This is a genomic window from Ectothiorhodospira marina (genome assembly GCF_900109495.1).
Taxonomy (GTDB): domain Bacteria; phylum Pseudomonadota; class Gammaproteobacteria; order Ectothiorhodospirales; family Ectothiorhodospiraceae; genus Ectothiorhodospira; species Ectothiorhodospira marina.
Genome location: NZ_FOAA01000001.1, coordinates 207689 through 231220 on the forward strand (window position 1 = coordinate 207689; position 23532 = coordinate 231220).

A 23532-nucleotide genomic window follows, 5' to 3' on the forward strand; every position below is an offset into this window, starting at 1 on the left:
CCTCCGGACCCACCGGTATCCAACCCTGCCAGCGTCCGCTGCCTTGTAGGAGCGGCCCTCGGCCGCGAATGGTCCTGATGCCTCCTGTGTGCCTGGGCTTTGTCCCGTGCCCAAGGGCCTTCCTCCCATGTGCCAGGGCTTTGCAGTATGCCCAGGGTCCGCCTCCGGGGTGCCTGGGCTTTGCAGTATGCCTAGGGTCTGCCTCCAGGGTGCCTGGGCTTTGCAGTATGCCTAGGGTCTGCCTCCAGGGTGCCTGGGCTTTGCGCCGTGCCCAGGGTCTGCCTCCGGGGTGCATTTCTTGCGGCGGGACGCCGTGAATACGTCCCTGTAGGCTTGACCGCCGCATCCATGCGGCGAACACCCGCCTCCAGAAACCCACCCCAGAGGCAGACCGGACGCGTTGGGGCTTGCGTTCGGGGGGGGGGGCTCCCAGGCTTGAATGGAGCCTTGTGGGAGCGGCCCTCGGCCGCGAATAGGCGCGCCTCAGGAGCATGGATGCCCAGTAACCCCTGCGGCCCACATTGGAATATCCACAATCGTTTGCGTATGATACCGCCTCGCTTCAGGTGCCAGATGATTGACATCCGTCTGGTGAAACGGGAAGCCGGTACGTCTGCCAGATTCAGCAGACCAGTCCGGCGCTGCCCCCGCAACGGTAGGCGAGACGAGGGTTTCTGCACGTCACCGCAGGAGCCCAGGCAAGGCGGTAAGCCACTGCGCGCAAGCGTGGGAAGGTGCCTTGACCCGGTCAGATCATGACCCGTCCGCAAGCCCGGAGACCGGCCTGATGCGTTCACGCGGCATTGCGGAGGGCTTTGCGCGGCTCGTCTTTTCGGGTCTCATTCCGGCGGATCTCGCCTTGCGGTGCTCCACGCACCCACGGGCCTGATCGATCCGCTGCTCTCCTCGTGCCGCATCCTGGCCCAACCACAGGTGCGCGGGCGGCGCACCGGAGAGCACCTACATGCAAACCCGATCCTTCCTGCCGGCAGCCGTTCTGCTGGCCATCCCCACCCTCGTCAGCGCCCAGGAACAGTTGGCCCAACTGGACCCCATCCTGGTCACCCCCACCCGCACAGCCCAGACCACCGACCAGACCCTGGCCTCCGTCACCGTGATCGACCGCGAGGAGATCGAGCGGCTGCAGCCGAAGGAGTTTGTGGATTTGTTGAGGGGGCGGGCGGGTATTGGTGTGAGTCAGAACGGCCCTTTCGGCAAAGCCACCAGTCTTTTCATGCGGGGGACCAACTCGGATCACACCTTGTTGCTGGTTGATGGGGTGCGGATGGGGTCGGCCACCACCGGTGGTGCATCCTGGCAGTTCTTGCCACCTTCGGAGATCGAGCGCATCGAGATTGTACGTGGGCCAAGGACCAGTCTTTATGGCTCGGACGCCATTGGGGGGGTAATCCAGGTGTTCACCAAGAAAGGGGATGGGCCAGCGCGAATCCGGGCGCATATCGGAGCAGGGTCGTTTAATACTTGGGAAATGGGCGCTGGTGTGTCTGGGTCGAAGGAGAGTACCCGGTACAACTTCTCCGCTAGCCATTCTTCGACTGATGGAATAAACGTCCAGGACGGCGTAGGCGACGATGATCGGGATGGTTACGACAATACGTCCGTTACCGCTCGCTTGTCACACGACATAACTGATGTGACAGAGTTGTTTGCTACGATATTCCATTCTGAAGGTGAAACGGAATTTGATGCTAACGAGAAAGATTGGTACAAGTTTGAACATAGCGCTGCTCAGTTAGGACTTCGTGGTCAAGTGAATGACGCGTGGTTTAGTTCCTTAAGTCTTTCCCATAGTCGCGATGAATTAAATCGATTTGGTGGCCTCTCCTCGAAGTTCAATACTGCTAGGAATCTTATATCATTACAGAATGATTTTTTTGTTGGCCAGAACAATCTATTGACCTTAGGGGCGGATTACCTCGATGAGCGTGTCACAGTCTCTGAGGATTTCTCCCGAACCAGTCGCGATAATGTGGGGTTGTTCGGTCAGTGGCAAACCGATGTTGGGCAGTACGACATCGCACTTAGCTTACGCCATGACGATAACGAGGCATTCGGGACTGAAACGACGGGACAGGTGGCTTTGGGAGTTCAACTTGCCGACGATTGGCGTGGACGTGCCAGTGTTGGTACCGCTTTCAATGCGCCAACATTTAATGAACTCTACTATCCCGGCTACGGGAATCAGGACGTGAAGCCTGAGCGTTCTGAGACCTTCGAGGCAGGTGTTCGGTATTCGTCAGGCAACTATTATGGGGATGCGGCGCTCTTCCAGACGAATATTGAAGATCTCATTCCTGTGTTTCCTGTTGAAAATATTGACAACGCGAGAATCCGCGGTGTCGAGCTGGAAGCTGGCCTTGAAGTGAATTATTGGTCGTTCCGTGCCACATTAACTCACCTTGACCATGAAGATCTCGATACAGGAAAAGAACTGGAACGTCGTCCAGAGAATACTGGGCGTCTGGATTTAGATAGATATTGGAATAGGTTTTCTGTGGGGGCAACGATAACAGCGGAAGGTCACAGGTTCAATGATAAGGCTAACGAGGATCGTCTTGGCGGCTTTGCGCTAGTTGATCTTCGGGCATCCTATAAGATTTCCACCGAGTGGACTTTGAGTGCGAAGCTGGACAATGCTCTTGATAAGGATTATGTGACCACGCGAAGTCGTGTCTATGACTTCGCTCAAGGTTCTTCCTACTACGTCGACTACAATCAACCCGGCCGTGCCTTCTTCGTCACGTTAAACTACCAGCAACAGTGACCTCCGCCGCCCCTCATCCCCGGCCCTTCTCCCCCGAGGGGAGAAGGGAGCTGATAGGCTTTCTTCTCCTAGGGAAGCTACGCGTTCTTAGCCCCTCTCCCGCCTGCGGGAGAGGGGTTGGGGTGAGGGCGACGATGTGAATCTGCGAGGCCGACCATGACCACCCACCACTGCCCAGCCCTGCTCATCACCGCACCGGCGTCCGGCCAGGGCAAGACCACCGTGACGGCGGCGCTGGCCCGCTATCATCGCAACCAGGGCCGGCGGGTGCGGGTGTTCAAGGCGGGGCCGGATTTCCTCGACCCCATGATCCACCAGCAGGCCAGTGGCCACCCGGTGCACACCCTGGACATGTGGATGACCGGTGAGGAAGACGCCCGGCAACGCCTGTATGAAGCGGCGGGCGAGTCGGATCTGATCCTGGTGGAAGGCGTGATGGGTCTGTTCGACGGGCGACCCTCCAGCGCCGACATCGCTGCCCGGTTCGGCATCCCGGTGATGCCGGCCATCAACGGCGCCGCCATGGCCCAGACCTTCGGTGCCCTGGCCCATGGTCTGTCCACCTTTCGCTCCGACGTGCCCTTTGCCGGTGTGCTGGCCAATCGCGTCAGTGGAGAGCGACATTACGGCATGCTCATGGAATGCCTGCCCGAACACCTCACCGCCTTTGGTTATCTGCCCAAGTCCGCCGACGCCGCGTTGCCCAGTCGGCATCTGGGCCTGGTGCAGGCCGAGGAGATCGCGGATCTCGATGCGCGGCTGGAGGCCGCTGCGGCGCAGCTGGTTTGGAAGCCGGAGGGGCTGCCGCCGCCGGTGGCCTTTGAGCCGGGTCATGCCGAGCCGCCGCCGCGATCCCTGGAGGGTCGGCGCATTGCCATCGCCCGGGATCAGGCCTTTGCCTTCATCTATCCCGCCAATCTGGAGTTGTTGGAGCGGATGGGGGCCAATCTGCGGTTCTTCTCTCCGGTGGCCGGGGAGGGGTTGCCCGAGGCGGATGCGGTGTATCTGCCCGGGGGGTATCCGGAGCTGCACATGCAGGCCCTGGCGGCCAATGTGGGATTGAAGCGGGACCTGGCCGACCACGTACAGGCCGGGCGGCCGCTGCTGGCGGAATGTGGTGGCATGCTCTATTTGCTGGACCGGCTGGAGGACAAGGAGGGGCAAGGCGCTGAAATGGCTGGCCTGCTGACCGGGTCGGCGCGGATGCAGGGGAGGCTGGCGTCGCTGGGGCCTCAGGAGGTGACCTTGCCCGAGGGTGTCCTGCGCGGGCACACCTTCCATCACTCGGCCATGGAGTCACCGCTGACCCCGTTGACGCGGTCGAGGTGCCCTAATGGGCGTGCGACGTCGGAGCCGGTGTATCGGGTGGGGGGGCTGACGGCGACGTATGTGCATCTTTATTTTCCTTCCAATCCTGAGGCAGTGGGGAGATTGTTTGGTGGGTGAGGGAGCCTTGGGGCAGTGTGCTCGCCGCGGCCCTCACCCCAACCCCTCTCCCGCCAGCGGGAGAGGGGCTCAAACTCCCTTCTCCCCTGGGGGGAGAAGGGTCGGGGATGAGGGGGGAACAGAGGGCCCCATGCCCAAGATGGCCGTTGGAAGTGCTGAGATGACACCCGCATGCTGACATTCACCCTCATCCTGGCAGCCCTGCTGCTGGACCGCCTGCTGGGCGAACCCCGGCGCTGGCATCCCCTGGTGGGCTTCGGGGCGCTGATCGACGCAGCGGAGCGGCGCGGCTATGCCGATGACCGGCGCCGCGGGGCCTGGTTGGTGGCGGGGCTGGTGATCCCGCTGGTACTGTTCAGCGCCTGGTTGGCCGCGCCGGCCTGGGGGTGGGCAGTGGAACTCCTGCTGTTGTACCTGGCCATTGGCTGGCGCAGCCTCGCAGAGCACGGGCGCGGCATCGGCGCGGCCCTGGTGCAGGGTGATCTGCCCCAGGCCCGGCAGCGGGTGGCCTTTCTGGTGAGCCGGGACACCCAGGATATTGATGAGCAGGAGATCAGCAAGGCCACCGTGGAGTCGGTGCTGGAGAACGGAAACGATGCCGTATTCGCCCCCATCTTCTGGTTCGTGGTGGCGGGAGCGCCCGGCGTGGTCGCCTATCGGCTGGTGAACACCCTGGATGCCATGTGGGGTTATCGGAATGACCGTTACCGGCACTTTGGCTGGGCGGCGGCGCGGCTGGATGACGTGCTCAATTGGATTCCCGCGCGCCTGACGGCCCTGGCCTATGCCCTGGCCGCGGGTGGGCTGGAGGGCACACGCCGGGCCTTCCGCTGTTGGCGCCGTCAGGGAACGGTGTGGAAGAGCCCCAACGCCGGCCCGGTGATGGCCGCTGGTGCCGGGGCCCTGGGCGTGCGTCTGGGTGGGGCGGCCATCTACCATGGACGCAGCGAGGCGCGCCCGGACCTGGGCGAGGGCTCGGATGCCCGGGGCGTGGATATCGATCGGGCGCTGGACCTGATGCGCCGGGCCATGGGGATCTGGCTGGCGGTGTTGGGAATCGGTGCCCTGATCGTCATGATGTGATGAGGCCAGATGATTGCCCAGCCAATCCCCCGTGGGAGCGGCCCTCGGCCGCGAATGGCCGTTCGAAAAAAACTCCGATGCGTCCGGACCTCGGGGTGCCCGGGTTCCTGTAAGCGGGCTTCAGCCGCAGGACGCGGCTGCAGAGCCTACAGGGATGTATCCACGGCGTCCCGCTGTAAGGAATCCGGGCGCCCCGAGGTCCACTCCGGTCTCTGGTGTGGGTTCGAGGCCGATGGCTTGGCCATTCGCGGCCGAGGGCCGCTCCCACGGGGGTGGGCTCTTCGCGGCCGAGGGCCGCTTCCACAGGGGCCGCGCCCACACAGGGGCCGCTCCTTCAGGGGTGTTTTGTACTGATCTTGAGGACCAAAGGCTTGACCCAATCCAACGCAGACAACCCGGCAGGCTCACCCTTGGTACATTTGCTGCCACATGGGGGGCGTCTGCGTGCAGCGGCCCGGGAAGAGGGTATTCCCCTGGAGGACTGGCTCGACCTGTCCACCGGGATCAACCCCAATGGCTGGCCCGTACCTGCCGTGCCCACTTCCCAGTGGATGCGTCTTCCGGAAGAGGACGATGGCCTGGAGGCGGCGGCCACACATTATTATGGTAGCGACGCCCTCCTGCCCGTGGCCGGCTCCCAGGCAGCCATTCAGGCCCTGCCCACCTTGCTGCCGCCGGGCCGGTGCGTGGGGGTGCTGCACCCCAGCTACGGCGAGCATGCCCATGCCTGGAAGCGGGCCGGTCACACGGTGCGGGCCCTGGCGCCGGAGACCATCGAGGCACATCTGCCGGCCCTGGATGCCCTGCTGCTGGTGTATCCCAACAACCCCACCGGCGCCCTGTTCGACCCCGCTCGGCTACAGTCCTGGCATCAACGCCTGGCGGACAAGGGCGGCTGGCTGATCATCGATGAGGCCTTCATGGATGCCACCCCGGAGCGCAGCCTGGCCCCCATCTGCCCCCAGCCGGGCCTGATCGTGCTGCGTTCCCTGGGCAAGTTTTTCGGCCTGGCCGGTGCCCGGGTGGGGTTTGTCTTCGCCGAGGCGGACATCCGTCAGCGCCTGGCTGCCGCCCTGGGGCCATGGACCGTGACCGGGCCCTCGCGCTGGGTGGCCACCCAGGCCCTGGAGGATCGCGACTGGCAGGAACAGACCCGCTTTAGCCTTTATGAGGCCGGGGCACGGCTCAGGGATTGCCTGGATACTCACGGCCTGCCGCCTGATGGCGGCACTTCACTTTTTCAATGGGGCCGCACCGACCAGGCCCGGGAGGTTCACCAGGCCTTGCGGCGCCAGGGCATCCTGACCCGGCTGTTCACGGATCCGCTCAGCCTGCGTTTTGGCCTGCCTGCGGACGAATCGCAGTGGCAACGCCTCGAAGATGCATTGAAGGAAGTGCTCGGAGCGAGCGGCGCATGAGTCGAGGCACCCTGATGATCCAGGGCACCACCTCCGATGCGGGCAAGAGCACCCTGGTGACGGCCCTGGGCCGTGCCCTGGTGCGGCGCGGCTTGTCCGTGGCCCCCTTCAAGCCCCAGAACATGGCCCTGAACAGCGCCGTCACCCCCGAGGGCGGCGAGATCGGCCGCGCCCAGGCGGTGCAGGCCGCGGCCTGCCGGGTGGCACCCCATACCGACATGAACCCGGTGCTGCTCAAGCCCTGCTCGGATCAGGGGGCGCAGGTGATCCTGGACGGGCAGCCCCTGACCTTATCGGACGCAGGCGCCTATCACCGCATGAAGCCGGAGTTGCTTGGCCGGGTGGTGGCCGCCCACGGGCGTCTGCTGGCCCGGCATGGCGTGGTGCTGGTGGAGGGCGCAGGCTCCCCGGCCGAGATCAACCTGCGCGAGGGGGATATCGCCAACATGGGCTTTGCCGAGGCGGTGGATTGCCCGGTGATCCTGGTGGCCGATATCGACCGTGGCGGTGTGTTCGCCCACCTGGTGGGTACCCTGGCCCTGTTGTCGGCCTCGGAACGTGATCGGGTGGTCGGCTTTGTGATCAATCGCTTTCGCGGCGATATCCGGTTGCTGGAGTCGGGTCTGGAATGGCTGGAGCAGGAGACCGGCAAGCCGGTGCTGGGGGTGCTGCCGTATCTCAAGGGGCTGTACCTGGAGGCGGAGGATGGACTGTCCGAGGCGCTCACCGGCAGAGCGACAGGCGGCCCGCAGGGCGAGCCGGTACTGAACGTGGTGGTGCCCGTGCTGCCCCGCATCAGCAACCACACCGACTTCGACCCCTTGAGGCTGCACCCCCGGGTGAATCTCATCTGGGCCGGGCCGGGGGACACCCTGCCACCGGCGGACCTGGTCATCCTGCCCGGCTCCAAGGCGGTGCGGGCCGATCTGACCTGGCTGCACGAACAGGGCTGGGTGAAGGAGATCTTCAGACACCTGCGCTATGGCGGGCGCCTTTTGGGGATCTGCGGCGGCTTGCAGATGCTCGGGCACGCCATCCATGACCCGGAAGGGGTGGAAGGCGCGCCGGGCAGCAGCCATGGGCTGGGACTGCTTGAGATGGAGACCACGCTGGCCCAGGGCAAACAGCTACGCCAGGTGCAGGGGCATTTGCAGGATGGCACGCCCCTGGAAGGCTACGAGATCCACGCCGGCGTGAGTCGCGGCAAGGCGCTGGCAAGGCCGGCAACACAACTGAACCATGGGCCGGATGGGGCCCTATCGGACGATGGGCAGGTGATGGGCACCTATGTCCATGGGCTGTTCGATCGCGGCGAGACACTCAGTGCCCTGCTGGCCTGGGCGGGGCTGGATGCCGTGTCCGGCAGGGATCTGTCCCAGGACCGGGAGGCCGGTTTCGAGCAACTGGCCGATACGGTGGAGACCCATCTGGACATGGACCGGATTCTGGAGTGGCTGGAATGAAAGAACTGATCCTGGGCGGTGTGCGCTCCGGCAAGAGCGCCCTGGCCGAACGCCGGGCCATGGAGACCGGGCTGCCGGTGACCTATGTGGCCACGGCCCGAATGCGGGATGACGAGGAGATGCGTCAGCGCATCCAGCACCATCAGGACCGCCGACCCGATGACTGGGGTCTGGTGGAGGCGGAGGGCAATCTGGGCGACGTGCTGCAGGCGCACGCCCGGCCCGGCCACTGCCTGCTGGTGGATTGCCTGACCTTGTGGCTCACCCACCTGCTCTGGGACGAGGATGAGGACACCTGCCGCCAGGAACAGACCCGTTTTCTGGAGGCGCTGCCGGATCTGCCCGGACACCTGATCATGGTGAGCAACGAGACCAGCATGGGCATCGTGCCCATGGGAGAGTTGACCCGACGTTTTTGTGACGAAGCCGGCCGGCTTCATCAGGCCGTGGCGGCGCGAAGCGACCGCGTGGTACTGACCATCGCCGGCCTGCCCCTGGTATTGAAAGGAGAAAGCCTTTGAATAATGAAACCCCCTGGCTGCAGGTGCCTGCCGCCGATATCGACGAACAGGCCCGCCTGGATGCGGAAGAACGCCAGACCCGCCTGACCAAACCCCTGGGCTCCCTGGGCCTGCTGGAACCCCTGGCCTGCCGCCTGGCCGGCATGCAGGGCAGTGCCACGCCCCGTGTGGATAAGGTCCAGATCAGCATCTTCGCCGGCGACCACGGCGTGGCGGCCGAGGGCATCTCCCGGTTTCCCCAGTCGGTCACGGCGGAGATGGTACGCAACTTTGCCCGGGGCGGGGCGGCCATCAGCGTGCTGGCCCGATCCCTGGATGCCCAGCTTGAGGTGATCAACCTGGGCACCGTCACGGACACCGGCCCCCTGGAGGGGGTGCTGGATGTGCGCGTGGGCCCGGGTACCGCAAATTTTGTCTCTGCGCCGGCCATGGATGTGCATCAACTGGCCCTGGCCATGAACGCGGGTCGCCACAGTGCCGAGCGCGCCCGCCTGGCGGGTACCGAACTCTATATCGCCGGCGAGATGGGCATCGGCAATACCACCGCTGCCGCCGGCCTGGCCTGCGCCCTCATGGGGCTGGACCCGCGCGAACTGGCGGGCCCCGGTACCGGGCTGGACGTGGCCGGGGTGAGCCACAAGGCCGAGGTGTTGCGCCGGGCCCTGGCCTTCCACAAGGACCACCTGGAAGACCCGGTGGAATGCCTGCGTCGCCTGGGAGGCTTCGAGATGGCGGCCATGAGTGGTGCCTACCTGGCCTGTGCCCAGATGGGGATGCCTATCATGGTGGATGGCTTCATCAGTTCCGCCGCCGCCCTGGCCACGGCGCGCATCTGTCCCAGTGCCCGTCACTGGATGATCTTCGGGCATGCCTCGGCGGAGCCGGGCCATCGTCACGTGTTGTCCTCCCTGGCCGCCGATCCCCTGCTGGATCTGGGCATGCGCCTGGGCGAGGCCAGCGGCGCGGCTACCGCGGTGCCCCTGCTGCGCCTGGCCTGCGATCTGCATGGTCGCATGGCCACCTTCGATGAGGCCCAGGTGTCGGAGCCCGAGTAAGCGTGTCCTCTTCCACCTCTTATATCGACCTCATGCGTCACGGCGAAACCACCGGTGGTTTCGCCTTTCGCGGCAGCCTGGATGACGCCCTCACGGATCTGGGCCGGGCACGGATGCAGGCCGGCCATGATCGTCACGGCCCCTGGCAACAGATGATCAGCTCCCCCCTGCGGCGCTGCCTGGCTCCCGCACAGGACTGGTCCCGGGAAGCGGGGATCCCGCTCCAGGAAGAGCCCCGTTTGCGGGAGATGCATTTTGGTGCCTGGGAAGGGCGCACCGCAGCGGAGCTCATGGAGAGTGAGCCCGAGGCCCTGGGGCGGTTCTGGCAGGACCCGCTGAACCACATCCCGCCGGGGGCCGAGCCCCTGGTGGCCTTCCGTGAGCGGGTATTGCTGGCCTGGGAGGCGGCCCTGACGCGAAGGGATGCCGGTCCGCAACTGCTGGTCACCCATGGGGGGGTGATCCGCCTCATCCTGCTCCATGTGCAGCAACGCCCCCTGTCGGACCTGCTCAAACTGGAAGTGCCCCATGCCTGCGTCTTCCGCATTCATCTGCAGGCGGGGGGCACGGTGAGTACCGTCAGTGCACTGGGCGCGGTGGAGATGGAAGCAACAGCCGGAGATCTGTCTTGATGAAGCCATTCCTGGTGGCCCTGCGTTTTTTGACCCGTTTCCCTGTGTCCTGGAACAATCCCACCGACCGGCAGGTGGGGCAGTCGTTGTTGCACTACCCCCTGGTGGGACTGCTCATGGGGCTGTGCCTGGCGGGCCTGGCCTGGCTGCTGGGGGAGGGGGTGCTGGCGGCGGCATTGATCATCGTTGCCTGGGTGGTGCTCACCGGGTTGATGCACATGGACGGGCTGGCCGACACCGCCGATGCCTGGATCGGTGGGTTGGGGGATCGGGAACGCACCCTGGAGATCATGAAGGATCCCCGTTGCGGACCCGCCGGTGTGACGGCCCTCATCCTGGTGTTGCTGGTCAAGTTTGCCGCTGTGCTGGAATTGCTGGCGCTGCTGGGGCAGGGGGGCTGGATGGCCCTGATCCTGGCGCCCCTGCTGGGGCGGGCTGCCCTGCCACTGCTGTTTCTCACCACCGACTATGTGCGGCCCGGTGGCATGGGCAGTCTGCTGGCCGAACATTTTCCCCGATCCGCCGCCTGGGTGGTCACGCTCGGGGTGGGTGTGGCCGTTGCCGTAATGCCCCTGATGCTTGGCCTGGGTTGGGTGGGGCTATGGGCCCTGCTCGGTGCAGGGGGGGTATTCCTCCTCGGCCGCATCTGGATGCGCCACCGCATCGGCGGCACCACAGGGGATACCGCCGGTGCCCTGGCGGAGTTGGTGGAGGCCGGCGTTTTGGTGGCCGTGGTCCTGATGATGTGAACCTGCCCCGGATCGAAACTTGATCCGGGGCAGGTGGTCAAGGTGAAGCCACCCGAGCCCTCTGCTACTCTATGCGGCTTCATAGCCAACCCCACAACCGAGGGACTCCATGAAAGTTCGCACCCGTTTCGCCCCGAGCCCGACAGGTTATCTCCATATCGGTGGCGCCCGTACGGCGTTGTTCTCCTGGCTGTATGCACGCAAGCACGGCGGAGAATTCGTGCTGCGTGTTGAGGATACCGACCTGGCTCGATCCAATGCGGAATCGGTGAACGCCATCCTGGAAGGCATGAACTGGCTGGGCCTGGAATACGACGAAGGCCCCTTCTATCAGACCGAGCGGTTTGATCGCTATAAGGAGGTGGTGCAACGGCTGATGGACGAAGGCCATGCCTATCGTTGCTACTGCACCCGGGAAGAACTGGATGCCATGCGCGAGGAACAGATGGCGCGCAAGCAAAAGCCCCGTTACGACGGTCGCTGCCGGATGCGCAAGGAGCCTCGCGAAGGGGTGGAGCCAGTGATTCGTTTCAAGAATCCGGTGGAAGGCATCACCACCGTGGACGACATGGTGCGTGGCCGGGTCACCTTCCAGAACAGCGAGCTGGATGACCTGATCATCGCCCGCTCCGACGGCACCCCCACCTACAACCTCACCGTGGTGGTGGACGACTGGGACATGCAGATCACCCACGTGATCCGCGGGGATGATCACCTGAACAACACGCCCCGGCAGATCAACATCCTCAAGGCCCTGGGCGTGGAGCCGCCGCGTTACGCCCACCTGCCCATGATACTGGGGCCGGATGGCGCCAAACTCTCCAAGCGCCATGGGGCGGTGAGCGTGATGCAGTACCGGGACGACGGGTTCCTGCCCGAGGCCCTGATCAACTATCTGGTGCGTCTGGGCTGGTCCCATGGTGATCAGGAGATCTTCACCCTGGATGAACTCATCGAACTCTTCGACATCGATGATGTGAATCACTCGGCCTCCGCCATCAATCCAGAGAAGCTGCTGTGGCTCAATCAGCACTACATCAAGACCTTGAACCACGACTACGTGGCTCGCCAGCTGTCCTGGCACATGGGTCAGCACAACGTGGATCCGTCGGGCCATCCTCCGTTGCGTGAAGTGGTGGATGTGCAGCGTGACCGCGCCAAGACCCTGGTGGAGATGGCGGATACCAGCCTGTATTTCTACCAGGACTTCGACGCCTACGAGGAAAAGGCCGCCCGCAAGAATCTCAAGCCCGAGGCCGCGCCGGTGCTCCAGGCCCTGCATGGCGCCCTGGATGCCCTGGCCGAATGGCAACCCGAGTCGATTCACCTCGCGGTGGGTGGCGTTGCGGAACGTTTGGAGTTAAAATTGGGCAAAGTTGCACAGCCCCTTCGGGTGGCGGCAACCGGGGGTTCGGTTTCTCCCTCCATCGATCAGACCCTGTATCTGCTCGGTCGGGAACGCACCCTCAGGCGTATCAAGCAGGCCGTTGAATGGATTGAGTCACAAACTGTTGACAACACCTGAAACGACCCGTAATATACGCACCTCCTTCGGGGCCATAGCTCAGCTGGGAGAGCGCTTGCATGGCATGCAAGAGGTCGGCGGTTCGATCCCGCCTGGCTCCACCAAATGCTTTACCCGGTGATCAGGAAGATCCGGCATGTATCGATTAGGCAAGATGTCGATGCTGGTCGGGGCGCTGATCTGTTTGATCAGCCTGATCACCGGTTTTACCGCCATGTTCACCGGTTACGATGACTTGGCAAAGTATTTTCTCTCGTTGGTTCCGATCAGTTTCCTGTTGGTCTTTACTGGACTGGTCACCGTTGTTTTAACGGCGCCCAGGGACTGAATGTGATCCGAGAGAGTGGTTTTGAAAGGTCTTGTCCTGGCCTTTCAAGAACACTTAAAAAGTTCTGGCAAAAATAATTTTTTCTGCTAGAATGCCCGCTTTCTCTAGTCCCCATCGTCTAGAGGCCTAGGACACCGCCCTTTCACGGCGGCGACCGGGGTTCGAATCCCCGTGGGGACGCCATCTTCAAGATCAAGGCCCGGATGACCAGTAATGGTTTTCCGGGCCTTTTTCGTTGTGGATTCTCCATGGCGTGACCGCATTCCCATTGGCTTTATTGGTGCGCCGCGTATGATGATGAGCGGTACTTTCCCTGGATGGAGCATGTCATGAACAAGTGGTGTCTGGTTGGTGTTGCCGCTGCCTCGGTGTGGGCGCTGGTGGGCTGTGGCGAGGAAGATCACGTCCAGCTGGAGCAAGATGGCCTTGATCCGGCGCGACTGGGTGACGCGCTCTGGGATTGTGGGGGCATTCCCGTGATCACCCGCTTTCGGGGGGAAACCCTCGAACTGGTCATGGATAACCATATCCATCAACTCCAGGCCGAGCGCGCCGCCTCTGGTGCCCGGTATGCGGGCAGTGTGAATGGCAGTCCCGTGTCCTTCTGGAACCGGGGAGATGAGGCTGTGCTCACACTGGATGATGAGACGCGGCTGGACTGCCATGTGACCCGGCCACCCACCTATCGCGCCCAGGGCAATGAACCTGGCTGGCGGGTGGATATCGGGCCGGAGAGGCTGGAGTTGTCCATGGACTATGGCCAACGGACACTGACTCTACCCACGCCAGACGTCACCATGGAGGGCCCAAGCGCCCTTTATGCGGCATCCACCGACGAAGGGCCGCTTGACATTCGTATTGAGCCAGGACTGTGCCGTGACACCATGACTGGCATGAGCTATCCGGACCAGGTGAGCCTGACCTGGGGGGAAGCCCGGGTGAAAGGGTGTGGAGGCGATCCCCATGATCTGCTCGTGGGGGAGGAATGGCGCGTGGTGAGCATGGACGATGAGCCCTTGCTGGACGATTCCCGCGCGACGGTTGATTTTCTGGCCGGGGAGCGGGTGGCAGGAGTCGCCTTCTGCAATCGTTATACGGGGCCCTATCGCCTGACCGGGGAGGCCATGGAGGTGGGCCCCCTGGCCAGTACCCGGATGGCCTGCCCCGAGCCGGTGATGGAGCAGGAGCGCTTCTTCCTGCGGCACCTGGAGTCGGTGAGCCAGCACCGTTTTGATGAGGATGGTGCTCTGGTACTGGAAACCGAAGAGGGTCTCAGCCTGCGGGCGGTGAGGGGCGACGAGTAACGCGTTTGTCTCGGCATCCAAACCATTGATGCCAGACAATTATTCCGGTTATCCGGAGAGGAGGTCAATCGCTACCCTGGGGCGCCGCGGGGATGCTATTGTCCAATCATGGGAGGGGAGGCGGTCTCCTTTCCGACACCGGGCAGGTCGTGATGTCACAGGATAGGACAGCACCATGGTTGATGGATGTTCCGGGTGGAGAAGTGGCCTCTTCCATCCCGGGGATGCCTCTTGCAATGGTCAAGTCGGATCGCAAGGGCATCATCCTCAGCGTGAATGAGATGGCCGGCAGTCTGCTGCAGCTCAGCGGGCGCACCGGTCAGCCGTTCGGGGGGAAGCTGCATCTGGGGGAGTGGGTGGCTCCGGGCCAGCCCGATTTGTTTGAAGATCTCCTCCTGGAGGCTGCGGACAAGGGGGCCTCTCTTGCCCAGGATGTGGCCTGCGTGGACACCGCGGGTCGTGGTTTCCGGGTGGATCTGCTGGTGGCGCGTGAACCCGCGTGCGATGCTGAACCGGAAACGTTCGTTTTTTTCCTGGCAGAGCGTCTGCGTACCCCCCCACCGAATTCCCAGGCCAACGGTCTGCTGCGGCATTTCTACGACCTGCACGTGATGGGCATGGCCATCCTGGATCCGGTGGCTTATCGCTGGCGGGCGGTCAATGACCGATTGTGTGAAATCCTGGGTTATGAGCGTGAGGCCTTGCTTGACCAGCCGTGGGAGGCTGTCTCCGATCCCTCCGATCCCGATTTTGATCAGCAGGCCTTTCACGAGCTGTGCTCGGGCGGTGCCGAGGCCTATGTGGGGGAGAAGCGTTTTCTGCATCAGGATGGACATGTGGTCTACGCGGGCATGCATGTGCGTGCCGTGCGCGATGCCAGCGGTGTCCTGCAGGGCTGCCTGGTGACCCTGCGTGACCTCACCGAGGTCCAGAAGGTGACGCGGGAAGCCCGTCGGCAGCAACACCTGCAAAACCTGATCAGCCGGGTCAACCAGGCCATTGTTCGTACGCGAGGCCTCAAGCCCCTGTTGCAGGAGGTCTGCCGCATCAGCGTCACGGAAGGCAGGTTCAGTGCCTGTTGGATCGGGGTATGGGAGCTTTCGGATACCCGCAATCTGAGGGTGTTTGCCCGTGCGGGCGAGGACGTGGGCGACATCGATCCCTTGCACAGTTCCAGGGAATGGCAACAGGGCCTGGAGGCGGACGATGGTGGGCGCCTGGTGCTCAATGAACTCCATCCGGATGAGGGGCTGCCAGGGTCCCGATCAGCGGCACGGGCCGGGCGTCGGGCCCTGGTTCGCTTCGCTCTTGGAGGCCGGGGCGCCGTGAGCGGCACGGTGAATCTGTTTTCCGACGAGCCCGGTTTCTTCAGTCCGTCCGTGATGTCATTCCTGGCCGAGATGGTCGAAGACCTCTCCGTGGCGCTGGATCGGCTGACCGCTTTGGAGGCCCTGGAACTGGCCAACAAGCTGGTGGAGTCCAGCCCGGTGGTCCTGTGTCGTTGGTCACCGCAGCCGGGTTGGCCGGTGGAATATCTGTCCAGCAATGTGGCTCGGTGGGGTCTTCCGACGGCAGAGTTGGTCTCCGGTGAACTGCCCTTCCTGGACCTGGTGCACCCCGATGACCGGGATCGGGTGGAGGCCGAGGTGGTCGAGCATGTGCGTCAACGACGTCCGCGATATCGTCAGGAGTACCGGGTGATCACGGTGACCGGCGATGTCATATGGATCGAGGAGTTCACCCGCGCGGAATACAGCGAGGCTGGCGAGCCTCTGGTTTTCGAGGGAGTGCTCACCGACATTACCCCGCGAAAACAGCAAGAACAACGGGAGGCCTCCCGCAGTCATGTGCTTTCGCTGCTGGCCCAGGGGGCGCAGCTACAGATCATCCTGGAAGTGCTGGCCCAGGAGGTGGAACTGGAGTGCCCGGACATGCGCTGCAGCATCATGCTGGCGGATGAGTCCGGCGGTACGCTCCTGGTGGGGGCTGCCCCGAGTCTGCCGACCTTTTTCAATCGCGCCGTCAATGGGACGCCGATACAGGAAAACGTCGGCAGTTGCGGTCATGCAGCGGCCACCGGCAAGGTGGTCATCGCGGATGATATCCAGACGGACCCGCGTTGGGCGCCAGGCAGGGCCATTGCTCGGGAGGCCGGTCTGGCCTCCTGTTGGTCGGCGCCCATTCTGTCAACCCGCGGCCAGGTGCTGGGGACATTTGCCATCTATCATGAACACATCCACAGCCCCAGTGAACGCGATATCCATTTGATCCAGGAGAAGGCGAACCTGGCGGCCATTGCCATCGAGCGCACCCGGGATGCCGCGGCCCTCAAGGAGAGTGCCGAGCGCTGGCGTTTCGCCCTGGAAGGGTCTGGAGATGGTGTCTGGGACTGGAATCTGGAGTCCAATGAGGTGATTCTGTCCCATCGTTGCATGAACATCGTGGGCATCGACGACAAGCATTCCGCGCCCCGTTATGAGCAGTGGCTGGCCCGGGTGCATCCGGATGACCTGGATCACCTCAACGAACATCTGTGGTCGCACCTGGATGGCCGTCTGCCCAACTTTGCCTGCGAGCATCGGGTGCGCAGTGAGCGGGAGCAATGGCGGTGGGTCCTGTCCCGGGGGCTGGTGGTGCGCCGGGACTTGCGTGGCAAGCCCTTGCGCATGGTGGGCACTGTCACGGACATCAGCGAACGCAAGCGCATGGAGCAGGAACTCAGGGAGATGGCCACCACGGACTATCTCACGGGCCTGGCCAATCGTCGGCATTTTCTCTCACGCGTCACCGAGGAGATCGCCCGCCTGGAGCGTGGCAGCCATCAGGCCGTGGTGATGATACTGGATCTGGATTACTTCAAGGCCGTGAACGACAATTATGGACACTCCGCCGGAGATGCGGTGCTGCGGCATTTTGCCCACCTGATGCGCGATTGCCTGCGCAAGACGGATATTCCCGGGCGGGTAGGGGGTGAAGAGTTCTCTGTCCTGCTGCCCGACACCGAGACTGAAGCGGCCCTGCACCTGGCCGAGCGTCTGCGCGCACGTGTGGAGCAGGTGCCGGTGAAGGTGGGGGCACAGAGTATCCCCATCACGGTGAGCATCGGCCTGACCCCGTTATGCACCACGGACATGTCGCCGGATGATGCCTTGCAGCGGGCCGATACGGCCCTGTATCAGGCCAAGTCGACGGGTCGCAACCGCGTGGAATTTCTTGCCGCGCCGGATTCGTGAGCGCCCGTTGGCGGCGGGCTTTCAGGTTGGACCGGGAATGCCCAAGGCATTGTAGGAAAGGTTACAATGCCCGGCTTAAACACATCGAATGACGCGGAGAAGCCATCCCATGGTCGCAGGTCTGGACGAAAAGCTGGAACCCATCTATCAGGAAGTGCTGCACAGGAACCCCGGGGAAACGGAATTTCACCAGGCCGTGCGGGAAGTGTTGGAAACCCTCGGTCCAGTGCTGGTGAAATACCCTGAACTGGCCGATCGCAAGATCATCCAGTTGGTCTGCGAGCCTGAGCGGCAGATCATTTTCCGGGTGCCCTGGCAGGACGACAAGGGGCAGACCCACATCAATCGCGCCTTCAGGGTGGAGTTCAACAGTGCGTTGGGCCCCTACAAGGGGGGGATGCGCTTTCATCCCTCCGTTTACCTGGGCATCATCAAATTCCTGGGCTTTGAGCAGATCTTCAAGAATGCCCTCACCGGCATGCCCATCGGCGGCGGCAAAGGCGGCAGCGATTTCGACCCCAAGGGGCGTTCCGACGGCGAGATCATGCGCTTTTGTCAGAGCTTGATGACGGAGTTGTACCGCCACCTGGGGGAATATACGGATGTGCCCGCTGGCGACATCGGCGTGGGTCAGCGGGAGATCGGCTTCCTGTTCGGGCAGTACAAGCGCATCACCAACCGCTATGAATCGGGCGTGTTCACCGGCAAGGGCCTGGATTGGGGCGGCAGCCGCGCCCGCAAGGAAGCCACCGGCTTTGGCACCGTGTTCTTCACGCACGAGATGCTCAAGGTGCGTTCCGATTCCCTGGACGGCAAGACCTGCGTGGTCTCCGGCTCTGGCAACGTGGCTATCTATGCCATGGAGAAGGCCATGGAACTGGGCGCCAAGGTGGTGGCCTGCTCCGACTCCAACGGCGTGATCGTGGACGAGGAAGGCATCGACCTGGATCTGATCAAGCAGATCAAGGAAGTGGAGCGTCGCCGGATCAGCGTCTATGCCCAGGAGAAGAAGAGTGCCAGGTATCTGGAAGATGGCAACATCTGGGAAGTGCCCTGCCATGTGGCATTGCCCTGTGCGACCCAGAACGAGCTCAATGGTCACGATGCCAAGGCCCTGGTGAAGAACGGCTGCATCCTCGTGGCCGAGGGTGCCAACATGCCCTGCACCCCCGAAGCGGTGCGTATCTTCTCCGACGCCGGCATCGCCTTCGGCCCGGGCAAGGCGGCCAATGCCGGCGGGGTGGCCACCAGTGCCCTGGAGATGCAGCAGAACGCCAGCCGCGACTCCTGGACCTTCGAGCACACCGAGGATCGTCTGCGGGAGATCATGGTGGATATCCACCGCAACTGCTACGAGACCGCCGAGGAGTTTGGTGCCCCGGGTAACTATGTGACCGGCGCCAACATCACCGGCTTCCTGAAGGTGGGGCGTGCCATGATGGCCATGGGCGTGGTCTGAGCCTCGGGGGCACGCCGGCCCCTCACCCCAACCCCTCTCCCCAAAGGGGGAGAGGGGCTCTGATATTCCTTAGCACCGACCGAAGAGTGGAGCCTTAAGCTCCCTTCTCCCCTCCGGGGAGAAGGGCCGGGGATGAGGGGGGCTCATTGGCCTTCCTGGTAACACACCAGCCGCTGACTCACCACGTCGGCCACCAGCCTCAGGCCGACCCCGGTCATGTTGTGCACCGCCACGGCGCCCAGTACGTCGGCATCCAGACCATCCAGCGAATCTTCATCGATCACTTCCCGGGGCGTGCCGGTCAGCCACTGGGGATGATAGTGGGTGTGCCGGTCGTGAGGCCGCACGGCCACGTAGGCGATGCGTGATTCCACCAGATCCTGGAAGAAGTGAGAGCCATAGGACAGGTCCGGCACCACGCCGCCGCCCAGTTCCGCCACCTCCATGATGACTGCCATGCGGCTGATATCGGCGAAGCGGATGGGCACGCCCAGCTCGGGTGTGCTGGTGCCCCAACGCCCCGGCCCGATCAGCAGGGTAGGGCAGTCATCCCGGTTATCCAGGGCCCGATTGATTTGGCCCACCAGGCGAGCCACGGCGAATTTCTGGTGTGGGTTCAGGGCACTGTAACGCTCGCCATCCACACGGATCACCCGATGAATGGGCTGATCCATGCTGCCGCCCATGAAGTGACCCCGGGTGGCCAGCAGCAGATGATCGTCCGTAATCCCTTCGGGTACGGTCACAGGCCGGTTTTGGCCCAGGGTCTGCAGGGGACGGCATTGCACCAGATTGAAGGACGGTTGGCCTTCAAGGCCGATGTGTACCGTGAATTCCACATCCACCGGATAGTCGTAGGTGGCCTCCAGGGTCTGAAGTAGTTGCTGCACCAGCGGTACGAAAGGTGTCTTGGCAAGGAGCGGGCCGAAACTGATCCGCCAGGGGGGCGTGAGCCCATGTTCCCGTGCCCGCTGGAGGGCTTCGCGATCCCGCTCTCCACACCAGCCCAGGATGCGTTCCATATCCGCATCCAGTGATGCCAGCTGGCGCAAGGGGACGCTGGACAGGGTGTTGCCGGTCACATCCAGGGTATCCGCCTGATGTTGGGAGAAGCGCAGGGCATCCTCCTCGTCCCGGAAGGGGCGCATCCCAGGCTGATCCAGAGGGACGACGCAGGCATGGTCGTCGTCGTTCCGGTCCACGGCCCGGGTGCCCAGCCCCACCACGAGACGTACCATGCCAGCGGCGGGATCCATTCGGGGATCCCAGGTAAAGATGTTGCGCGACACACCCACGCCAGCAGCATCGGGCAGGTAGTGTCGGCCGTGATAACGGCCGTTGACCCGTTGCAGCAGCAGGGCCATGGGCTCCTCCATGCCGTCCAGTCCGCGCTGCTGGCGGTACACCAGAGCGTCTTCGCTCATGGTGCTGGCAAAGACCTGGCGAATGGCCTCCTCCAGGCGGACCAGGCGCTCCTCGGGGGAGCCCTGATTCACCAGGAAGACGCTGTCATACTTGCCCGCGAAGGCGTTGCCAAAGCCATCCTCCAGCAGACTGCTGGAGCGCACCAGGATCGGGTACTGGCCGAAATGATCCAGCATCCGGGCCAGTTCCATGCGGGTTTCCTCGGGGAGTGCCCCTTCAAGCATGCGTGTGTGTAACTCACGGCCTTCGCTGTAGTAGCCCTCGGGTTCGTGCTGGCGCATGAGCAGCGGCCACAGGCCGTTGTGCACCAGGAAGGAGTAGTACACGTCGGTGCCCAGAAAGAATGAGTCATGGGGCTCCAGGTGTGCCGTCCAGGTTGCCGGGTCCCTGTCCGACAGGATGCGTCGGGCCAGCAGCATGCCCACCGCCTTGCCGCCAATGTAGCCACTGCCGATCACCCGGGCACGGATGGCCATCAGATCCTCCAGGCGGAAGAATCGACGCGCCAGGTCCAGAATGCGTTCATCCCGTCCCAGGAGCACCCGGCACAGGCGTTCCACTTGGGCGAGTCGGCCGTCCTCGTTGTCGGGTTGTTCAAGTTGCCGGGCGGCGGCGAGGAACAGGGCATCCCAGTAGTCCAGTTGGCGCTGCGGACCCTGGCTATGATCAGGTTGCAAGGCTGCTTGCACGCGGGTGGCATCGCTGCTGTCGATCACCGGCTCGAAGCGGTGTCCGTGATGGCGATGGGGCAGAAACATGGTGGGAGACTGGCGGCGCCAGACCTTGACGGGCTGCACATGGCATTCGCCGGCGGTACGGCGCACATCGATAAGCACCTGCGTCGTCTCGCGGATACGCGCCACGGTGGTGTGGGAGTGGTGGTCGTTGAGCAGACCGAAATAGGCGACCGTGTCCAACTCGAACAGGTAGGGGCAAATCACCCGGAACAGGTTGCCCACCATCAGATCCGTGGCCCAGTCCTCCAGCAGGTCGGAGAGGCAGTCGAACACATAGAAGGCCCCGCGCCCATGGTCGGTGATCAGGCGGTATACATGTTCGGTAAAGGCCTCGAAGCCACTCAGGGCATCCAGGTGGACCACCCGCACATTGGGACCGGCTTCGACCAGCGGGGCGTGATGACCGAACCGCAGATAGATGATGCTTCGGTCACGAGCCAGGGCGGCTTGCACGAAGCCATCGATGAAGCGTTGATAGTCATCCACATGATCCACGCGCCATACCACGTTGTCGCCGATGCGCAGACAATCGATCACCTCATCCAGTCCTGGCAGGCCGGTGGAGACGCGTGTAACCTCGGCTTCGTATGTCATGAACTTGCCCTGGATCATGGGAACAGCGGCTTGTGCCGTTATGGCCGAACTTCCCGGGAGTAAGTATTCACCCGGTGTTGATCGCCTTGTATCATGCGCGGGGTGATGGGCCCAAGCCGGATCGACTGCGGGACATGGCAGACCGGGGCGTATGAGGGGGCTCAATCTGCGCTTCAACTCACAAGGGGATGACCAATGGCATTAATTGAATGTCCCGAATGCGGCCGGGAAGTTTCGGACAAGGCACCGACCTGTCCAGGTTGCGGGGCACCCATCGCGGCTCAGGAAGACTCGGAAGTCATGGAGCGGGAGCCGGGTATGGAGTACGAACAGGAAGCGGATGAGGAATGGCTGCGGGGCGAGCAGGAATACATGGCCTTTACCGATCGGGTGGCCCGCCACCGTGTCATGTCGGTATTGCTCTTCTTCGCGGGCCTCACCCTGGGCATGGGCATGAAGGCCTGGGTGGGCCAGGATGGTGACGGTCGCGCGCTCGTCTACTACGTGGCTGACCTCATGGTGTATGCCGGAATTATCTGGCTGGTGTTCAACGAAGGCCGCAATCTCTGGTTTCACCGTAAACTCGGTAGCTGAGGCCGGTCTACTACCTGCCTGCCGGGGGCATGCGTGCTTGTTTTTGCGAATGCCGCACGCTAACCTCCGGCGCTTGGCCGCGATCCATTCCCTCACCTCGGCCCGGGCGGCCAATCACTTGCTGGAAGCCTGAGCATCCCCCATGAATGGGCCCGGACGCCGAGATGCCAGGGGCCCGCCCCCGGCGCTAGTGAAGAACCTTAGACCGTCCTGACGGTATGACCGAGGAGAATACGGCGTGAACTCGACTTGCAACAACGACTGCCCCGCACCGCCGGACGGCGAGGGCAGCGTCCAGGTATCCATGGACCCCAATCTGCACATCGGCAAAGCCAGGGTGTTCGCCATCTATGGCAAGGGGGGCATTGGCAAGAGCACCACCTCCTCGAATTTGTCCGCCGCCTTCTCGCGACTGGGCAAACGGGTGATACAGATCGGTTGCGACCCCAAGCATGATTCCACCTTCACCCTGACCAAATCCATGGTACCCACGGTGATCGACGTGCTCGAGTCCGTGAATTTCCATGATGAGGAATTGCGCCCGGAAGACTTCGTCTTCGAGGGCTATAACGGTGTCATGTGCGTGGAGGCCGGAGGTCCCCCGGCGGGTACCGGGTGTGGCGGCTATGTGGTGGGTCAAACAGTCAAACTGCTCAAGCAGCACCACCTACTGGAAGATGCCGATGTGGTGGTCTTCGATGTGCTTGGTGATGTGGTCTGCGGGGGGTTTGCCGCACCACTGCAACATGCGCATCAGGCACTGATCGTCACCGCCAATGATTTTGACTCCATCTTTGCCTTGAATCGCATTGCTGCCGCCATCGAGGCCAAGGCCAAGAATTACCAGGTGCGTATCGGTGGGGTGATTGCCAACCGCAGCGAAAATACCGATGAGATCGATCGCTTCAACAATGCCGTGGGTCTCAACCGCCTGGCGCATTTCCCGCTGCTGGACGTGATTCGTCGCAGTCGCCTGAAAAAGTCCACCGTCTTCGAGATGGAGGACGAGCCGGAATTGATCACGGCTCAGCAGGAATATATGCGCCTGGCCCAGAGTCTGCTCGATGGTGTGGAATCGCAGCGCGCCACGCCGATGAAGGATCGAGACATCTTCGATTTCCTGGGATTTGATTGATGATCGCCGGAGGTATCGCATGTACCAGACCAGTGGGAGTGATCCG

17 protein-coding genes, 2 tRNA genes and 1 riboswitch are annotated in these 23532 nt (G+C 63.2%); of the genes, 18 read left to right on the plus strand and 1 reads right to left on the minus strand.

All coding sequences use genetic code 11. The annotated features are described in order from the left end of the window. Positions 1-547: 547 nt before the first annotated feature. Positions 548-802, plus strand: a riboswitch (cobalamin riboswitch). Between the two features lie 162 nt (positions 803-964). The 16 genes from BMY52_RS00970 (at position 965) to gdhA (ending at position 19001) form a co-directional block, all read left to right on the plus strand. After that, positions 965-2785, plus strand: coding sequence for a TonB-dependent receptor domain-containing protein (locus BMY52_RS00970; protein ID WP_090249726.1), 1821 nt, complete (start codon positions 965-967; stop codon positions 2783-2785). Between the two features lie 156 nt (positions 2786-2941). Next, positions 2942-4231: a cobyrinic acid a,c-diamide synthase CobB gene (locus BMY52_RS00975; RefSeq protein ID WP_090249728.1), complete on the plus strand. Its 1290-nt coding sequence runs from the start codon at positions 2942-2944 to the stop codon at positions 4229-4231. 171 nt (positions 4232-4402) lie between these two features. After that, on the plus strand, positions 4403-5314 hold the full coding sequence (cbiB, locus tag BMY52_RS00980; RefSeq protein ID WP_090249731.1) for an adenosylcobinamide-phosphate synthase CbiB: 912 nt from the start codon (positions 4403-4405) through the stop codon (positions 5312-5314). A gap of 371 nt (positions 5315-5685) precedes the next feature. Continuing rightward, the gene (gene cobD / locus BMY52_RS00985) at positions 5686-6732 is read left to right on the plus strand and encodes a threonine-phosphate decarboxylase CobD (protein ID WP_245740476.1); all 1047 of its coding nucleotides are present in this window, start codon (positions 5686-5688) and stop codon (positions 6730-6732) included. Then, the gene (locus BMY52_RS00990) at positions 6729-8195 is read left to right on the plus strand and encodes a cobyric acid synthase (protein ID WP_090249732.1); all 1467 of its coding nucleotides are present in this window, start codon (positions 6729-6731) and stop codon (positions 8193-8195) included. Before cobD ends, BMY52_RS00990 begins: the two co-directional genes overlap by 4 nt. Beyond that, positions 8192-8716 (plus strand): bifunctional adenosylcobinamide kinase/adenosylcobinamide-phosphate guanylyltransferase, encoded by a 525-nt coding sequence (gene cobU / locus BMY52_RS00995; RefSeq protein ID WP_090249735.1) that lies wholly within the window; start codon positions 8192-8194, stop codon positions 8714-8716. Before BMY52_RS00990 ends, cobU begins: the two co-directional genes overlap by 4 nt. After that, positions 8713-9771, plus strand: a complete 1059-nt coding sequence (gene cobT / locus BMY52_RS01000; protein ID WP_090249738.1) for a nicotinate-nucleotide--dimethylbenzimidazole phosphoribosyltransferase — start codon at positions 8713-8715, stop codon at positions 9769-9771. The genes cobU and cobT overlap by 4 nt, the downstream gene beginning before the upstream one ends. 2 nt (positions 9772-9773) lie before the next feature. Continuing rightward, complete coding sequence (locus BMY52_RS01005) at positions 9774-10403, plus strand: histidine phosphatase family protein (RefSeq protein ID WP_245740478.1); 630 nt, start codon at positions 9774-9776, stop codon at positions 10401-10403. Continuing rightward, positions 10403-11152, plus strand: a complete 750-nt coding sequence (locus BMY52_RS01010) for an adenosylcobinamide-GDP ribazoletransferase (protein ID WP_090249740.1) — start codon at positions 10403-10405, stop codon at positions 11150-11152. The genes BMY52_RS01005 and BMY52_RS01010 overlap by 1 nt, the downstream gene beginning before the upstream one ends. A gap of 109 nt (positions 11153-11261) precedes the next feature. Further along, complete coding sequence (gene gltX, locus BMY52_RS01015) at positions 11262-12677, plus strand: glutamate--tRNA ligase (protein ID WP_090249743.1); 1416 nt, start codon at positions 11262-11264, stop codon at positions 12675-12677. Between the two features lie 28 nt (positions 12678-12705). Beyond that, positions 12706-12781 (plus strand) — tRNA-Ala (locus BMY52_RS01020). Positions 12782-12813: 32 nt separating this feature from the next. After that, positions 12814-13005, plus strand: a complete 192-nt coding sequence (locus BMY52_RS01025) for a hypothetical protein (protein WP_090249745.1) — start codon at positions 12814-12816, stop codon at positions 13003-13005. Positions 13006-13112: 107 nt separating this feature from the next. After that, a tRNA-Glu gene (locus BMY52_RS01030) sits at positions 13113-13188 on the plus strand. 146 nt (positions 13189-13334) lie between these two features. Beyond that, complete coding sequence (locus tag BMY52_RS01035; protein ID WP_177169789.1) at positions 13335-14309, plus strand: META domain-containing protein; 975 nt, start codon at positions 13335-13337, stop codon at positions 14307-14309. A gap of 236 nt (positions 14310-14545) precedes the next feature. Further along, on the plus strand, positions 14546-17542 hold the full coding sequence (locus BMY52_RS01040) for a diguanylate cyclase (protein WP_177169790.1): 2997 nt from the start codon (positions 14546-14548) through the stop codon (positions 17540-17542). A 109-nt stretch (positions 17543-17651) separates the two neighbouring features. Further along, positions 17652-19001 carry an NADP-specific glutamate dehydrogenase gene (gene gdhA / locus BMY52_RS01045; RefSeq protein ID WP_090249752.1) on the plus strand — a complete coding sequence of 450 codons (1350 nt, stop codon included), beginning with the start codon at positions 17652-17654 and terminating at the stop codon, positions 18999-19001. A gap of 143 nt (positions 19002-19144) precedes the next feature. Here gdhA and BMY52_RS01050 read toward each other — a convergent pair whose 3' ends face one another. Then, the gene (locus BMY52_RS01050; RefSeq protein WP_090250495.1) at positions 19145-21757 is read right to left on the minus strand and encodes a PEP/pyruvate-binding domain-containing protein; all 2613 of its coding nucleotides are present in this window, start codon (positions 21755-21757) and stop codon (positions 19145-19147) included. A 195-nt stretch (positions 21758-21952) separates the two neighbouring features. On the opposite strand from BMY52_RS01050, the gene BMY52_RS01055 reads away from it, so the two are divergent. Both BMY52_RS01055 and bchL read left to right on the plus strand, forming a co-directional pair. Then, positions 21953-22351 (plus strand): zinc ribbon domain-containing protein, encoded by a 399-nt coding sequence (locus tag BMY52_RS01055; protein WP_090249756.1) that lies wholly within the window; start codon positions 21953-21955, stop codon positions 22349-22351. 304 nt (positions 22352-22655) lie between these two features. Continuing rightward, entirely contained in the window at positions 22656-23486 is an 831-nt protein-coding gene (bchL, locus tag BMY52_RS01060) for a ferredoxin:protochlorophyllide reductase (ATP-dependent) iron-sulfur ATP-binding protein (RefSeq protein WP_238627574.1), read from the plus strand. Positions 23487-23532: the final 46 nt, after the last annotated feature.